The organism is Rhodococcus yananensis (assembly GCF_020515525.1).
GTDB classification, from domain to species: Bacteria; Actinomycetota; Actinomycetes; order Mycobacteriales; family Mycobacteriaceae; genus Rhodococcus; species Rhodococcus yananensis.
On record NZ_JAIYEP010000001.1, the window covers coordinates 80322 to 96294 of the forward strand.

Genomic DNA, 15973 nt, shown 5'->3' on the forward strand with positions numbered 1-15973 from the left:
ATGTAAAGGAGTCGGTGCCTGTCGAACCATGCTCCCGGTCCGCTCGGTAAGGTTCGAAGACGTGAACTCCCCCTCCGCGGACGCCGACCGTCGCACTCGGCTGCTGGCCGGCGCCGAGTCGACGCTGCGTGCCCTGTCGGATGTGCTCGCTCCGCTCGGTACCCGATTCTCGGAGGCCGGGCACGAGCTCTACCTGGTCGGCGGCAGCGTTCGTGACGCCGTGCTGGGCAGGCTCGGCACCGACCTCGACTTCACCACCGACGCGCGCCCCGAGGTCGTCCAGGAGCTGCTGCGCGGCTGGGTGGACCACCAGTGGGACACGGGCATCGACTTCGGCACGGTCAGCGCGGTCAAGGGTGCCGACCAGATCGAGATCACCACGTACCGCAGCGACGCCTACGACCGCGTCACCCGGCACCCGATCGTCGAGTACGGCACCCGGCTCGAGGACGACCTGGTCCGCCGTGATTTCACGGTCAACGCGATGGCGATCCGCATCGGACCGGGCGGGGCGGAGGACTTCGTCGATCCGCTGGGCGGGATGGACGATCTGGTCGCCGGGGTCCTCGACACCCCGGCGCTCCCCGAGGACTCCTTCCACGACGATCCGCTGCGGATGCTCCGCGCGGCGCGGTTCGTCTCGCAGTTGGGGTTCACCCTGACCGAACGGGTGCGGGATGCGATCGCGCGGATGGCGGACGAGATCCTGCGGATCAGCGCCGAGCGGGTGCAGGCCGAACTCGACAAGTTGATCCTCGGCGACTATCCCGTCGAGGGCATCGACATCATGGTCGAGACCGGTCTCGCGCAGCGGGTGCTCCCGGAGATCCCGGCGATGAAACTCGAGATCGACGAGCATCACCAGCACAAGGACGTGTACTGGCATTCGCTGACCGTCCTCCAGCAGGCGATCGACCTCGAGGACGGCGATCCCGATCTGGTGTTGCGGTGGGCGGCGTTGCTGCACGACATCGGCAAGCCCGACACGAAACGCAACGAGCCGGGCGGCGGCGTCAGTTTCCACCACCACGAGGTGGTCGGCGCGAAGCTGGTGCGTCGGCGGATGCGGGCACTGAAGTACTCGAAGCAGATGGTCGACGACGTCGGTCAGCTCGTCTTCCTGCATCTGCGCTTCCACGGTTACGGCAAGGGGCAGTGGACGGACTCCGCGGTGCGTCGGTACGTGCACGACGCCGGTGCGCTGCTCCCGCGGCTGCACAAGTTGGTGCGTGCCGACTGCACGACCCGCAACAAGCGGCGTGCCGCCGCCCTGCAGGCCACGTACGACGATCTCGAGCAGCGGATCGCCCGGATCGCCGAGCAGGAGGATCTCGCGCGGGTGCGTCCCGACCTGGACGGCAACGCCATCATGGAGATCCTGGGTGTTCCCGCGGGGCCGGTGGTCGGTGAGGCGTGGAACTTCCTCAAGGAACTCCGTCTGGACCAGGGTCCGTTGGAGCGCGCGGACGCCGAGACGCGGCTGCGGGCCTGGTGGGAGCAGCGTCAGCAGGTGTGACCGTCCCGGCATCGGACGGGTACGCCTCGTGCCTCACCCGGTCGTTCCGTGTCGGGCACCGCGCACTCGGGTGTGTCCCGGACGCTGCGCATGTTTCGCATCCCTCACAACCTCGGGCGTGCGGGGTGAGCCAGTTGTCACATCCCGATCACCGCGATTGATCCTGTCGCAACACCGTGTCCGCAGCATGGACACCGGCCTTTCGAGACGGTGCCGATCAGGAGCGGGACATGCAGGATGCGATCACGTCGGTGAAGACCGCCTGCTCGTACTGCGGTGTGGGTTGCGGCATGATTCTCGACGTCGCAGTCGACCCGGAGACGGGCGCGCGGCGGGTCGTCAAGGCGTACGGCGACAAGGATCACCCCACGAACCGGGGCCGGTTGTGCACCAAGGGTGCGACGAGCGCGGAGATGCTGGCCGGTGGCGGCCGACTCACCGGTGCCCTCGTGCGCAGTGCGCGCGGTGCCACCCCGATGCCGGTTCCCGTCGACGATGCGATCGCCGAGACCGCCCGCAGGATGCGGTCGATCATCGACGAACACGGACCCGACGCCGTCGCCGTGTACGTGTCGGGTCAGATGTCGCTCGAGTCGCAGTACCTGGCGAACAAGCTGACGAAGGGATATCTCGGCACCAACGGCATCGAATCGAACTCGCGACTGTGCATGGCCGGTGCCGGCACCGGATACAAACTGTCGCTGGGTTCGGATGCACCCCCTGGGTCGTACGAGGACTTCGACCACGCCGACGTGTTCTTCGTCATCGGCTCGAACATGGCCGATTGCCACCCGATCCTGTTCCTGCGGATGATGGACCGCGTCAAGGCCGGCGCCAAGCTGATCGTCGTGGATCCGCGTCGTACCGCGACCGCCGACAAGGCCGATCTGTATCTGCGGATCGAACCGGGCACCGATCTGGCCCTCCTGAACGGCCTGCTGCACCTGCTCGTCGAGAACGGGCACGTCGATCGGGAGTTCGTGGACGAACACACCGAGGGGTGGGAGGCGATGGAGGAGTTCCTCGCCGAGTACACCCCCGGCGCGGTCGCCGCGATCACGGGGATCCCCGAGGACGACATCCGGACGGCCGCCCGCTGGATCGGTGAGGCCGGCGACTGGATGACGTGCTGGACGATGGGGTTGAACCAGAGCACCCACGGCACGTGGAACACCAATGCGATCTGCAACCTGCATCTGGCGACCGGCACGATCTGCCGCACGGGCAGCGGCCCGTTCTCGCTGACCGGCCAGCCCAATGCGATGGGTGGCCGGGAGATGGGCTACATGGGGCCGGGACTGCCCGGTCAGCGCTCCGTCCTGTCCGATGCGGATCGCGCGTTCGTGGAGCAGCAGTGGGGCCTCGAGCCCGGCACCCTCCGGATCGAGGTGGGCACCGGAACCATCGACATGTTCGAGCGGATGGCGGCCGGGGAGATCAAGGCCTGCTGGATCATCTGTACCAATCCGGTCGCGACGGTCGCGAACCGCGGAACCGTTCTCGAGGCACTCGAGAAGGCCGAACTCGTCGTCGTGCAGGACGCCTACGCCGGAACCGAGACCGGGGAATACGCCGACATCCAGTTGCCGGCCGCGTTGTGGTCCGAATCCGACTACGTCACCATCGGATCCGACCGCACCCTCAACCTGATCCGGCAGGCGGTCGACCCGGTCGGTGACGCCCTGCCCGACTGGCGGATCATCACGCGGGTGGCCGAGGAGATGGGCTTCGGTGAAGCGTTCGCGTACTCGAGTGCCGAGGAGATCTTCGACGAGATCACCGGGTTCGCGAATCCGTCGACGGGATACGACCTGCGCGGAATCACCTACGACCGTCTCCGGCGCGGACCCGTGCAGTGGCCGTGCCCGCCCGGCGGCGCCGACCGCAATCCGGTGCGGTATCTCAACGACGGAGTGTCGCAGCCGAAGCTGGAACACACCGACGGAACCGTACCGAGGCTGCGCTTCGCCACACCGAGCGGGAAGGCGAAGTTCCTGGCCCGGCCGCATGTTCCGCCCGCGGAACTACCCGACGACGACTTCCCGATGGTGCTCAACACGGGGCGGGTGCAGCACCAGTGGCACACCCTCACCAAGACCGGCAAGGTCGCGAAACTGAACAAGCTCGAGCCGGGGCCGTTCGTGGAGATCCACCCCGTCGATGCGGACCGGTTGTCGGTTCGGGACGGCGACCACGTCGAGATCGTCTCGCGGCGTGGCCGTGCGGTGCTGCCCGCCGTCATCACCGACCGGGTCTCGGAGGGGAACTGCTTCGCGCCCTTCCACTGGAACGATGCCTACGGCGCGGATCTCGCCGTCAACGCGGTCACCAACGACGCCACCGACCCGGTCTCGCATCAGCCGGAGTTCAAGGTGTGTGCGGTCGCGTTGGCGAGGGTCGACACGCCCGTATCCGGTGACGGCGACGGCGTTCTCGCGCGGCTCGCCGAGGAGATCGGACTCGGTGACGTGGCGGCACCGGTGCTCGACGACACGGCCCGCACCTACCTCGCCGGTGTGCTCGCGGGTCTGCGCACCGGCGAGATCACGACCGTGCCGGTGCTGCCCACGTCCGCGCCGATGCCCGCCGCGACCCGCGTGTGGGTGGACGGGCTTCTCGCGGGTGTCTTCTCGCGCGGAGACGGATCACCTTCTTCCGGAACGGATCCGGAGGACGAACCCGCGGGTGCGCCCGTGGTGCTCGCCTGGGCGTCGCAGACCGGGAACGCCGAGGAGTTCGCCGGGACGGTCGCGGAGCGCCTTCGGGCGGGGGGTCGCGCCGTACGTTCGGTACCGATGGACGACCTCGCCGTCACCGACCTCACCGACACGGCCGATCTCCTCGTGGTGACCAGCACGTTCGGCGATGGTGACGCCCCCGACAACGGCGGCAGATTCTGGAAGGCCCTGACCGGCCCCGACGCACCGTCGTTGTCCGGAACCCGATATTCGGTTCTGGCGTTCGGGGATTCGAGCTACGACGATTTCTGCGGGCACGGTCGCAGACTCGACGAGCGGCTCGCCGAACTCGGCGCGACACGGATGGCGCCGCGGGTGGACTGCGAGCCGGACTTCGAGGATGCCGCGCAGGAGTGGCTCGCCGCGGTCGTGCCGCTCGTGGCGTCGGACACCGCGCCGACGTCGCCTCCGCCGCCGGCGCCCGCGGGGCCGCGCTTCTCGCGGAAGTCCCCACTGGTGACACGGCTGACGCACAACGAGCCGCTCAGCGGCGCGGGTTCGTCGAAGGATGTGCGGCGCTTCGGCTTCGAACTGTTCGATCCGGAGTTCGAGTACAGCGCCGGGGATGCACTCGGGGTGCTGCCGACGAACGGTCCGGATGTCGTCGACGAATGGCTGCAGGTGACCGCGCTCGATGCGGAGGCACCCGTGGAACTGCCGGGGAATCCCACGATTCCGTTGCGGGAGGCGGCGACCCGTCACCTGGATGTCACCCGTGTCACCCCGGACCTGCTCCGGTTCGTGCAGCAGCAGACCGACAGTTCCGAACTCGCGAAGCTGCTGCGCCCGGGCAACAAGATCGAGCTCCAGCGTTGGCTGTGGGGCAAGCAGGCGATGGACGTGATCGCGGAGTACCCGTTCAAGGCTCCGCTGGACGAGTGGCTGCCGATCCTCGAGCGGCTCCAACCGCGCATGTACTCGATCTCGTCGAGCCCGAAGACGAATCCCCGCGAGGTGCAACTGACCGTCTCCGTGGTCCGGTACAGCAACGACGGCCGTGACCGTGCGGGAGTGTGTTCGAGTTTTCTCGCCGATCACAGCAAGGGCGTCGACATCCCGATCTTCGTGCAGCGCAGTGCGCATTTCCGTCCGCCGTCGACCGCCGACACGCCGATGATCATGGTGGGGCCGGGGACGGGTATCGCGCCGTTCCGCGCGTTCCTGCACGACCGGCGCGAGTCGGGACACACGGGGCGCAACTGGTTGTTCTTCGGCGATCAGCGGTCTGCGACCGACTTCCTGTATCGCGACGAAGTGGAGGGGATGCACGCCGACGGGTTCCTGACCAACCTCGACCTGGCGTTCTCGCGGGACCAACGCCAGAAGATCTACGTCCAGGACCGCATGCGTGAGCACGGTGCGCAGCTGTGGCGGTGGCTCGAGGACGGCGCGCACTTCTACGTGTGCGGTGACGCGAGCAGGATGGCGAAGGACGTCGACGCGACACTGCGGGACGTGGTTCAGGCGCACGGACGTCTCGACGCGGACGGTGCCGCCGCGTACGTGGACGCACTGGTCGCGGATCGCCGGTACGTCCGCGACGTGTACTGACGCCGCACCGTCCGCGAGCCGGATCCGGGAGTGGTCGCCCGGTCGCCCGCGGTGACGCGGGACAATGCGGTACATGCGCTCGCACACGAAGATCACCGAGGCCACCCGGGAACTGATCGGCACGAGGGGGTTCGACGCCGTGACGATCGCGGCCGTCGCGGATCGTGCGGGTGTGTCGCGGCAGACGGTGTACTCGAACTTCGGAACGCGCGAGGAGATGGTGTCCCGGGCGCTCGCGGAGCATATGGGTTCGCTGGTCGCGGGTTTTCCCGATCTGTTGGCGACGGCGGAATCACCGGTCGCGTTCGTCGTCGATCTGATCGTCGAATGTCGACGGGCGTTCCGCACCGACGCGATTCTCGGTGCGTTGTTGCGATCGCAGGCCGGTAATCCCCTCTTCGATCCCGGGGCGGCCGATCGTGCCGTCGAGGTGTCGGCCGGTTTTCTGGTGCCGATGCAGGAACGTTTTCCCGAGGTGGAGGGTCGCCTCGAGGAGATCGCCGAGATCGCGGTGCACCTGGGGTGGGCGGTGGTGTGTCTCGACGACCCGGTCGCGCGTCCCGACGATGTGCTCCGTGCCTTCCTCGAGCGCTGGCTCACTCCGGCGCTGTCGGTGTGACCATCTCCCTCCGGTAGCTCTGTCGCGACCTCGACCACTCCCCGCACCTTGACACTCTTGGCGAATGTGTCTAGTTTTCTCGTATCACCGGGGGGTCGAATCGCATCACCGACGCCCTCCCCCGCTCCTGACACCGAAACCGGGATGCTGCACCGGCGTGCAGCGGGAAGAAGGCCGAGTGACCGACAACCGACGCGCGTTCGGTCGCCGCGCGTTCATGGGTGCCGCGGTGGCAGCAGGGCTGGCGGTCTCACTGCCGCACACTGCGGGAGCGCGCCCGATCGGTGCTCGCGCGCAGCGTGTTCCGCTCACGCACGAGGAGCACCGCGTCGTCGTCATCGGATCCGGATTCGGCGGCGGCGTCAGTGCTTTGCGGCTCGCGCAGGCCGGGGTCCCCGTGGTGGTGCTCGAACGCGGTGTCCGCTGGCCGGCGGGCCCGAACTCGACGACCTTCCCGAGCGCATCCGCCCCCGACAAGCGGGTGTTGTGGCACAAGTCGAACCCCGAACTGTTCGGTAGGCCAGTCGCGTTCGAGCCGTACACCGGCCTGCTCGAAGCCGTTGCCGGCGACAACATGACCGCGCTGTGCGCCACCGGTGTCGGCGGGGGATCGCTCATCTACCAGGGCATGTCGCTGCAGCCGACGGAGGAACTCTTCGCGCGCTGGTTCCCCGGCGGATTCGACTGGGCGCAGATGGACGGCATCTACTACCCCCGGGTGGCGAAGATGCTGGGTCTCGCGACCGCACCCGACGAGCTCATCGAGTCGCCGACCTACGAGGCGGCCCGGATCTTCGCGAAGCGGGTCACCGAGCAGGGACTCCCGTTGCAGAAGATCCCCATGCCCATCGACTGGGACTACGCCCTCGCCGAGCTGCGCGGTGAGATGACACCGTCCTACACCAACGGCGACGGTGCACTGGGCGTCGACAACGGTGGGAAGAACTCCGTCGACGTCACCTATCTCGCTCAGGCGGAATCGACCGGACGGGTCGACGTGCGTACCTGCCACGAGGTCACCTCGATCGAGCGTGCCGCCGATGGCCGCTGGGTCGTTCGGGTCGACCGGACCGACACCACCGGAACGGTTCTCGAGAACCTCGTGCTCACCGCGGGAACGCTGATCATGGCGGCCGGCAGCGTCAACACCACCCGGTTGCTGGTGCGCGCCGGGGCGCTCGGTGCGATCCCCGATCTGCCCGATGGACTCGGCGACGGATGGGGCACGAACGCCGATCGCATCTACCTGTGGACCGATCCCACCTGCGACTTCGGGATCGAGCAGGGCGGCCCCGTCGTGTACGGCAGCCTCAACTGGTCCGACCCGGAGCACGCGCACACGGTGATCCAGGCATCGATCCCCTCGCTGTCGATGGATCTGCACAGCACCGTGCTCGTCGGGTACGGCGTCAGCGACGGACGCGGCACGATCCGCTACGACGCGGGCCGGGACCAGGGTGTGCTGTCGTGGCCGCACGACGGGGACGGCGGAATCCAATGGGGCCACATCGATCCCACGGTTCGCGCGATCGCAGGACCGACCGCGGTGGTCACCGACACCAACGCGGTGATGCCGTCCACCTGGCATCCGCTCGGCGGCGCGAACATGGGCGTGGTGTGCGACATCGACGGGCGTGTGCTCGGCCAGCGCGGGCTCTACGTCCTCGACGGTGCCCTCATGCCCGGCAACACAGCGGCATGCAACCCGTCGATGACGATCGCGGCGGTCGCCGAGCGCGCCCTCGACAACCTCGTACGACGGGATGTCGGCTCGATCATCTGACCGCGACCCGAAACGACCATCACCTCTGCACGACACGTGCACCGACCGGAGGAGTCCGGGATGTCCACCTCACCCAACCGCTTCGCGAGAATGCGACCGCGTCGCCACCGGCTGCTGCGCACGCTGCTCGTGGTGTGGAGCGCCGTCGGAATCGGCGTGACCGCCTCGGGGCTCGCCGCTGCCACACCCCCGGACGAGGCTCCGCCGACCCCGTTCTACCTGCCGCCGGCCGACCTTCCCGGTCGACCGGGCACGGTGGTGCGGACCGAACCCGTCGACGTTCTCGCGACGGCACCGACATCGGACGGAACGTGGCCGGTGGACTCGCAACGCGTGATGTTCACGTCGACGAAGGAGGACGGCAGCACCGCCGCGGTGACCGGGATTTTCATGGATTCCGAGGGGCCGTGGAACGGGCCCGGTGAGCGTCCCACGGTCGTGATCGCCCCCGGCACCACGGGGCAGGGCGACCGATGCGCCATCTCGCTGGCGATGCCGCACGGGCTCTACGCCGACCTGAACGGGGAGCCGACGTTCTCCGCGAACCAGGAAGCCCTGTCCGCGGCCGTGTGGACGTCTCTCGGAGCCCGGGTGTTCGTCACCGACTACGTCGGGCTCGGCACCCCGGGCATCCACACCTACGTCAATCGCGTCGAGACCGGGCACGCCGTGCTCGACGCCGCCAGAGCGGCGAATGCGCTGTCCGGCGGTGATTCCGACGCACCCGTGCTGCTGTGGGGATACTCGCAGGGAGGGGGCGCGACCGCCGCCGCCGCGGAACTTCAGGCCGCCTACGCGCCGGACGTGAACCTGAAGGGTGTGTGGGCGGGTGCACCGGTCGCCGACATCCGCGCGACCCTCGACCAGGTCGACGGAGCGCTCATCGGTGGTGTGATCGGTTTCGCAGTCAACGGCATCCTCGATCGTCACCCGAACCTGCAGCCGTACGTGGACGCGGCGATCAACGAGCGGGGGCAGGCGCTGCTCGGTGCGGCCCGCACGGCCTGCATCGGTGACATCATCCTGAAGCATCCCTTCGTGGACACCCGCGAGATGACCGTCGACGGTCGGCCCCTCGGTGCGTGGCTCAACGAGATTCCCGAAGCCCAGCCGGTTCTCGACGATCAGCGGATCGGAACCGTGGCCCCCGCGGCTCCCGTGCTCATCACCAGCGGGGTCAACGACGACACCGTCCCCTACGGTCAGGCGGCGCAACTCGCGCAGGACTGGTGCGGCCGCGGTGCGGACGTGACCTTCGAGACCAACACCCTGCCGCCGATTCTGCCCGGCGCGACACTTCCCGGGCATTTCGGTCCGCTGCTCATCGACGCCTTCGGCGACGACAAGGTCGTCCCGTACCTGATGAGCACGCTGGGTGACGAACCGCCGTCCGGGTGTGTGATGGGCTGAGCCCTCCACTCGGCGCGGGTCGACGCGCCCCTTCCGGCACCCTCCACCACCACGCGGTGCCGGAACGGGGCGCGTCGGCGTTCGTGTTGCCGCGACTACGTTCCGTTGTGTCTCCGAAGGTGCGGAAGTAATGTCTCGATCATGACGAATGTGCGGATACGCGATGCGGCTGTGCTGATGGGCGTCAGCGACGACACCGTGCGTCGATGGATCGATCAAGGGCAACTCGACGCGCACAAGGACGAATCCGGCCGCAAGGTGATCGCGGGACGCGACCTCGCCGACTTCGCCCGCACCCAGGCCGACGACGCACCCGACCTGCTCGGGGTCGGTAGTTCCGCCCGGAACCGCCTCGTCGGTCTCGTCACCCGCGTGTTGTCCGACACCGTCATGTCCCAGGTCGAGATGCAGTGCGGACCCCACCGGATCGTCTCCCTCATGAGCACCGAGGCCGTCCGCGAACTCGGTCTCGAACCGGGCAGCGTGGGAGTCGCCGTCGTCAAGTCCACCACCGTCATCATCGAAACCCCCGGGGAGCGCGCGTGAAACTCCGTACACCGGCACTGGTTGCCGTCTCTCTCGCAACAGCATTCACACTCGTCGCGTGCAGCAGCGACAGCGACACCGAGACGGCGACCGGCGCCGACCGGACCACCGACCTCACGGTCTTCGCCGCGGCATCCCTGAAGGCGACGTTCACCGAGATCGGGGAGCTCTTCGAGCAGCAGCACCCCGGTACCACCGTCACGTTCTCGTTCGCCGGATCGTCCGACCTCGTCGCGCAACTCGAACAGGGAGCCCCCGCAGACGTGTTCGCATCCGCCAACACGAGCACCATGGACCGTGGCGTCGAGTCCGGAGTCGTCGACGGGACACCCGTCGACTTCGCGACCAACGTGCTCACCATCGTCACCGAACCCGGAAACCCGGTGGGAATCAGCTCCTTCGCCGACCTCGCCCGGCCCGATCTCCAACTCGTCGTGTGCGCCCCGCAGGTTCCGTGCGGATCCGCCACGAAGAAGGTCGAGGAATCCACCGGAGTGCACCTCACCCCCGTGTCGGAGGAATCGTCGGTGACCGATGTGCTCGGAAAGGTCACCTCCGGTCAGGCCGACGCCGGCCTGGTGTACGTCACCGACGCGACCGACGCCGGAGACGCAGTGACCGCCGTGCCGTTCCCCGAAACCTCGGGCGCCGTCAACACCTACCCGATCGCCGTCACCGCCGACTCCGCGAACCCCGAACTCGCCGGTGACTTCGTCGATTTCGTCACCGGTCCGGAAGGCACCGCCATCCTCGGCGAAGCGGGCTTCGGCGCACCGTGATCGAGGCTCGACCCCGAAGGGCCGGATCGGGGCGTACGTCCACCGGTGTTCCCGCGTGGATGTACGTCCCCGCGGCGGTGGGACTGCTGTTCGTGGCCGTCCCACTGCTCGCGATGCTCCTGCGCGTCGACTGGGCGAACTATCCCGCGTTGATCACCTCCGAGGAATCGGTGCAGGCGTTGGTGCTCAGTGTGCGCACCGCGCTCACCAGCACGGTCCTGTGCCTCGTACTCGGCGTACCGATGGCGCTCGTGCTGGCGCGCAGCAACTTCCGCGGGTTGTCGGTGCTGCGCGCCGTCGTGCTTCTGCCGCTCGTGCTGCCCCCGGTCGTCGGAGGTATCGCCCTGCTCTACACCTTCGGTCGCCGCGGTTTGATCGGTGAACACCTCGAGGTACTCGGCGTCGGCATCGCGTTCTCGACGTCCGCTGTCGTCCTCGCGCAGACGTTCGTGGCCCTCCCCTTCCTCGTGATGAGCCTCGAAGGGGCACTGCGCACCGCCGGGCACCGCTACGACGACGTCGCCGCGACCCTCGGTGCCCGGCCCACCACCGTGTTCCGTCGCGTCACCCTGCCCATGGTCGTGCCCGGTCTCGCTTCCGGTGCCGTCCTCGCGTTCGCGCGTGCACTCGGCGAATTCGGTGCCACCCTCACCTTCGCCGGCAGTCTCCAAGGAGTGACCCGCACGTTGCCGCTCGAGATCTACCTGCGGCGCGAGACCGATCCCGACGCCGCCGTCGCGCTGTCGCTGCTGCTGATCGTGGTTGCGCTCGTGATCGTCGTGGCCGTGCACGTCCGTCGACGGCCGGAGGCGACATGAGCCGGTTGCACGTGCACGCCACCGTCGACGTGCGTGGCGTCGACCTCGATCTCGACGTCGAGTCGGGCAGTGTCGTCGCGGTCCTCGGACCGAACGGTGCCGGAAAGTCGACTCTGCTGGGGATCGTCGCCGGACTGATCCGACCCGATCACGGGCTCGTCGAACTGGGCGGTCGCACCCTGACGGACACCGGAACCTCGACGCACGTCCCACCGCATCGACGGTCGGTGGCACTGCTGGCTCAGCAGGCCCTGTTGTTCCCGCACATGACTGCGCTCGACAACGTGGCGTTCGCGCCGCGCAGCGCGGGCCTGCGCCGCCGCGCGGCCCGGGAGCGGGCCGAGACCTGGCTCGCGGCCGTCGACGCCGTTTCCCTCGCCGATCGCCGTCCCTACCAGCTGTCCGGTGGGCAGGCGCAGCGGATCGCCATCGCCCGGGCCCTCGCCGCGGACCCCGAGTTGTTGTTGCTCGACGAGCCGATGGCGGCGCTCGACGTGTCCACCGCCCCCGCGGTCCGGTCGCTGCTCCGAACGGTTCTGCGTGAATCCGGTCGCACGGCGCTGATGGTCACCCACGATCCGCTCGATGTGCTCGCGCTCGCCGATCGCGCGGTGGTCGTCGGCGACGGTCGCATCGTCGAGGACGGTTCCGTCCACGACGTCCTGACCCGTCCGCGCAGCGCGTTCTCGGCGCGGATCGCCGGAACGAACCTGCTCGCCGGTGCTCTCGTCGATGCGGGTGTCGACACGGAGGTCGGTGTCGTGCACGGGGTGTGCGACGCCGACTGCGAACCCGGTGCGGCGGGTGCGGCGGTGTTCCCGCCGTCCGCCGTCGCCGTCTACTCCGACGCCCCGCACGGCAGCCCCCGCAACGTTCTCCGCGTGACGGTCGCCGAACTCGAGGCCCGCGGTGCCACCGTTCTCGTCCGATCCGGCTCGGGTGTCGCGGCCGAGATCACGACGGCCGCGGCCGCGGATCTGCGACTGGAACCGGGTGCGGAGGTGTGGTTCGTGGTCAAGGCCACCGAGGTGCACATCCACCGGGTCTCGGCCAGGCGAGGCGGGTAGGCGGCCGTCCTCAACCGGCGTCGCGCATCCGGAACCGCCGGACGGCCACCACGCCGACGAGTCCGAGCACGTACACCACGACCCCGGCGACGGCGAGACCCGGCGAATGCCCGTCGGGGGCGATGACGGTGGCGGCCGCGGCGATCGCGGCGAGGAACGCCGTGTTGAACACGGCATCCTGCAGTGCGAACACGCGACCGCGCCGCGCGTCGTCGACGTCGATCTGCATCGCGGCGTCACCGGTGAGTTTGATGGTCTGCCCGGCGAGTCCCAGCAGGAATGCGGCGGCGAGCAGCGGTCCACTCTGCACCGACGTGACCAACGCGGCCTGCACGATCGCGGCGACGATCAGTCCGACGGTCACGGTGCGCGGCCGCCCCAGACGCGGGATCAGGATCGGTGCGACGATCGCGGCGAGCAGCATTCCCGCCGCGGTCGCGGCGACCGCGACACCGAATCCGGCGAGTCCCGACGACACCGACTCGGTCTCCGGATCGCCGCGCAGCACCAGCACCATGATGAGGGTGTCGATGCCGAAGACGACGCGGTGCGTACCGATCCCGACCATCGCGGCGGTCACCCCGGGTGCCTGCCACACCGCGACAGCGCCGGTGCGCAGCCCGGCCAGGACGGTCCGTACCACTGCGCGTGGGCGCGCGCCTTCCGGTCCCAGCGCCCGCGACGTGAAGCCACCCGCGGCGACGGCCCCCACCACCGATCCGCACACGCCCAGAGCGACGGCCGTGCCGGATCCGAGGTCGCCGGCTCCGACGAACCCGATCGTGGCGACGGCGACGGCCGCACCGGCTCCGGCGACGGCCGCACCGACGGTCGCGAGCACCGAATTGACCGGTACGAGCCACGATTGGGCGACCACGTGCGGTAGCGACGCCGACACCCCGGCGAGGACGAACCGGCTCACCCCGACCGCGGCGAGTGCCAGCAGCATCAGCGGTGTCTGTCCCCCGCCGGTGACGAGTACCGCCGCGGCGGCGACGATGAGGAGTCCGCGCAACATGTTCGCCCACACCAGGACGAGGCGCCTGTCCCAGCGGTCCAACAGTGCCCCGGCGAACGGCCCGATCACCGAGTACGGCAGCAGCAGCACCGCGAACCCGGCGGCGATCGCCAGCGGATCGGTGTGGCGTTCGGGGTTGAAGAGGATGGCGCCGCCGAGCGCGGCCTGGAACAGTCCGTCTCCGAACTGGCCTGCGAACCGCACGACCGTCAACCGCGCGAGTCCCGGCGAGTGCCGCAGCGCCGCGACCGTCGACGACCACGCTTGACGCTTCGACTCTCTCACGATGGTCGAGCCTATGTGTTCGGGTGTCGATGTTCCGGACACATCGGGTTTCGGCTGGTGTCAGCGGTTCTGCCACCAGCGGACCGTGGCGGCGGCGGCCTCCGGCAACGGCGTCGGCGACGATCCGAGGGTCTTCTCGGTGGCCGTCGAGTCCATGACGAACGGGTCGGTGAACTGGTAGAGCATCTCGGCGAGTTCGCGCATGTCGCGGGAGACGCCGCTGCCCGCGCGCACCATCCACGACGGGATCGCCCCGACCGACGGTGACGGCAGTCCCGCGGCGGTGGCGTATGCACCGGCCAGTTCCCGTTGGGTGAGTGCGGGTGCGGTCGGTGCGTGCAGGACCCGGTTCCACAGGTCGGGTCGGCCGACCGCGGCGATCATCGCCGCCGCGAGGTCCGGTACGTAGGTGAACGAGTGCGGGACGTCGGGTGATCCGAGCACCCGCACGGTACGGCCGGCGAGGACGACGGGCACCATGCGTTCGCCGGCATGGGCGGTGCGGACGTGCGGGCCGAAGAAGTCGGAGGCGACGACGCTGACGGTCGGGGTGGCGTGCGCGGCGCGGGCGGCGAGCAGACGTGTACGCACGCCGCGTTTTCCGCCGCTCGCGTCGCGCGGGGAGTCCTCGGTCATCGGCCGGTCGGTGTCGCGGTACGAGTAGAGGCTCTCCGGAAAGACGACGGCGGCCCCGACCGCGCCGGCCGCGTCGAGGACGGTGGTCTCGGCGCCGGGGAGTTCGCGTTCCCACACGTCGGCGCGGTAGGCCGAGCCGTGGATGCACATGTACACGGCGACGGCGGTGCCGGTTCCGTCGCGCACGGCGCTGGCGAGCGCGTCGCGGTCGTTGACGTCGACGCGGAGACGCTCGACGTTCGGATGGTCGGGGCCGCTGCCCGACCGGGTGAGGACCCGGACGCGGTGGCCCTGCTCGGCGAGTTGCGCAGCGACGGTGTGGCCGACGGGTCCTGCTCCGGCGACGACATGGAGTTCCTGCACGGCGGGTCCCTTCCCGAAAATGTGAGCACTGCTCTCTGTTTCTGGTTCCAGGCTCCACCCGCAACGTCCGCTTGTCAAGAGCAGTGCTCACATTTGTTGACAGCGCTCCCGGTTCGCGGGAGGGTGATCCCATGACGACACCCCGGGCCCGGGCACGTGCCCGCACGATGGACGACATCCTGCGCATCGGGCGCGAACACCTCGCGACCGAGGGCGCGGCAGCGCTGTCCCTGCGCGCGGTCGCGCGCGACCTGGGTGTCGTCTCGTCGGCGGTGTACCGGTACGTCGCGAGCCGCGACGAACTCCTCACGCTCCTGGTGATCGACGCCTACGACGACCTCGGTAACACCGTCGACGAGGCCCTGGTGGACGTGCACGATCCGGCGGAGCGGTTCCGGGAGCTCGGTCGCGCCGTCCGAGGCTGGGCGCTCCGCGAACCGGCGCGATACGCCCTGGTGTTCGGCAGCCCCGTCCCCGGCTACCACGCGCCTGCCGAGCGCACGACCGAACCGGGCACACGCGTCGTCACGCACCTGGTCCGGATCCTCGCCGACGCCCACGCCGCCGGAGCGCTCACCGCACGGGACACCGTCGCGGTGTCCGACACGCTCGCCGCGGATCTCCGGCGGATCCGGCGTGACCTGGCCGTGGACCTGCCCGACGAGGTGCTCGCGCGCGGGGTACTCGTGTGGGCCGGGTTGTTCGGAACCGTGAGCTTCGAGGTGTTCGGGCAGTACGGCACCGACACGTTCGCGGATCCGACCGCCATCTTCGAGCATCACCTCGCGGTACTCGCGGAATCTGCCGGTTTCATCCCCGCGCAGCGGGCCGCACGGTGAGAGAA

Annotated in this window: 12 protein-coding genes; 10 read left to right on the forward strand and 2 right to left on the reverse strand. The window is 69.1% G+C overall.

Going from position 1 to position 15973, the window contains the following annotated elements:
• The first annotated feature begins 61 nt into the window (after window positions 1–61).
• The 9 genes from LDQ05_RS00385 (at window position 62) to LDQ05_RS00425 (ending at window position 12827) form a co-directional block, all read left to right on the forward strand.
• Window positions 62–1516, forward strand: a complete 1455-nt coding sequence (locus tag LDQ05_RS00385; protein ID WP_226434910.1) for a CCA tRNA nucleotidyltransferase — start codon at window positions 62–64, stop codon at window positions 1514–1516.
• A gap of 230 nt (window positions 1517–1746) precedes the next feature.
• Window positions 1747–5805 carry a bifunctional nitrate reductase/sulfite reductase flavoprotein subunit alpha gene (locus tag LDQ05_RS00390; RefSeq protein WP_226434911.1) on the forward strand — a complete coding sequence of 1353 codons (4059 nt, stop codon included), beginning with the start codon at window positions 1747–1749 and terminating at the stop codon, window positions 5803–5805.
• A gap of 73 nt (window positions 5806–5878) precedes the next feature.
• Window positions 5879–6424 (forward strand): TetR/AcrR family transcriptional regulator, encoded by a 546-nt coding sequence (locus tag LDQ05_RS00395; RefSeq protein WP_226434912.1) that lies wholly within the window; start codon window positions 5879–5881, stop codon window positions 6422–6424.
• Between the two features lie 217 nt (window positions 6425–6641).
• The gene (locus LDQ05_RS00400) at window positions 6642–8207 is read left to right on the forward strand and encodes a GMC oxidoreductase (protein WP_226434981.1); all 1566 of its coding nucleotides are present in this window, start codon (window positions 6642–6644) and stop codon (window positions 8205–8207) included.
• Between the two features lie 90 nt (window positions 8208–8297).
• Complete coding sequence (locus LDQ05_RS00405) at window positions 8298–9617, forward strand: lipase family protein (protein WP_435277802.1); 1320 nt, start codon at window positions 8298–8300, stop codon at window positions 9615–9617.
• Between the two features lie 141 nt (window positions 9618–9758).
• On the forward strand, window positions 9759–10163 hold the full coding sequence (locus tag LDQ05_RS00410) for a TOBE domain-containing protein (RefSeq protein ID WP_226434914.1): 405 nt from the start codon (window positions 9759–9761) through the stop codon (window positions 10161–10163).
• Complete coding sequence (modA, locus tag LDQ05_RS00415) at window positions 10160–10942, forward strand: molybdate ABC transporter substrate-binding protein (RefSeq protein WP_372460994.1); 783 nt, start codon at window positions 10160–10162, stop codon at window positions 10940–10942. The genes LDQ05_RS00410 and modA overlap by 4 nt, the downstream gene beginning before the upstream one ends.
• 59 nt (window positions 10943–11001) lie before the next feature.
• Window positions 11002–11760, forward strand: a complete 759-nt coding sequence (locus tag LDQ05_RS00420) for an ABC transporter permease (protein WP_226434915.1) — start codon at window positions 11002–11004, stop codon at window positions 11758–11760.
• Window positions 11757–12827, forward strand: coding sequence for a sulfate/molybdate ABC transporter ATP-binding protein (locus tag LDQ05_RS00425; RefSeq protein WP_226434916.1), 1071 nt, complete (start codon window positions 11757–11759; stop codon window positions 12825–12827). Before LDQ05_RS00420 ends, LDQ05_RS00425 begins: the two co-directional genes overlap by 4 nt.
• A gap of 10 nt (window positions 12828–12837) precedes the next feature.
• On the opposite strand, the gene LDQ05_RS00430 is transcribed toward LDQ05_RS00425, so the two are convergent.
• Both LDQ05_RS00430 and LDQ05_RS00435 read right to left on the reverse strand, forming a co-directional pair.
• Window positions 12838–14130 carry an MFS transporter gene (locus LDQ05_RS00430; RefSeq protein WP_372460995.1) on the reverse strand — a complete coding sequence of 431 codons (1293 nt, stop codon included), beginning with the start codon at window positions 14128–14130 and terminating at the stop codon, window positions 12838–12840.
• A gap of 60 nt (window positions 14131–14190) precedes the next feature.
• Window positions 14191–15129: an NAD-dependent epimerase/dehydratase family protein gene (locus LDQ05_RS00435; RefSeq protein ID WP_226434917.1), complete on the reverse strand. Its 939-nt coding sequence runs from the start codon at window positions 15127–15129 to the stop codon at window positions 14191–14193.
• A gap of 131 nt (window positions 15130–15260) precedes the next feature.
• Between LDQ05_RS00435 and LDQ05_RS00440 the strand changes: the two genes are divergently transcribed.
• Window positions 15261–15968 carry a TetR/AcrR family transcriptional regulator gene (locus tag LDQ05_RS00440; RefSeq protein WP_226434918.1) on the forward strand — a complete coding sequence of 236 codons (708 nt, stop codon included), beginning with the start codon at window positions 15261–15263 and terminating at the stop codon, window positions 15966–15968.
• Window positions 15969–15973: the final 5 nt, after the last annotated feature.

Bases quoted from the DNA above. Each gene is read 5' to 3' on its own strand.
- LDQ05_RS00390 (WP_226434911.1), top strand. From the start codon at position 1,747: ATGCAGGATGCGATCACGTCGGTGAAGACCGCCTGCTCGTACTGCGGT.
- LDQ05_RS00425 (WP_226434916.1), top strand. From the start codon at position 11,757: ATGAGCCGGTTGCACGTGCACGCCACCGTCGACGTGCGTGGCGTCGAC.
- LDQ05_RS00440 (WP_226434918.1), top strand. From the start codon at position 15,261: ATGACGACACCCCGGGCCCGGGCACGTGCCCGCACGATGGACGACATC.
- LDQ05_RS00420 (WP_226434915.1), top strand. From the start codon at position 11,002: ATGTACGTCCCCGCGGCGGTGGGACTGCTGTTCGTGGCCGTCCCACTG.
- LDQ05_RS00410 (WP_226434914.1), top strand. From the start codon at position 9,759: ATGACGAATGTGCGGATACGCGATGCGGCTGTGCTGATGGGCGTCAGC.
- LDQ05_RS00395 (WP_226434912.1), top strand. From the start codon at position 5,879: ATGCGCTCGCACACGAAGATCACCGAGGCCACCCGGGAACTGATCGGC.
- LDQ05_RS00400 (WP_226434981.1), top strand. From the start codon at position 6,642: ATGGGTGCCGCGGTGGCAGCAGGGCTGGCGGTCTCACTGCCGCACACT.
- LDQ05_RS00405 (WP_435277802.1), top strand. From the start codon at position 8,298: ATGCGACCGCGTCGCCACCGGCTGCTGCGCACGCTGCTCGTGGTGTGG.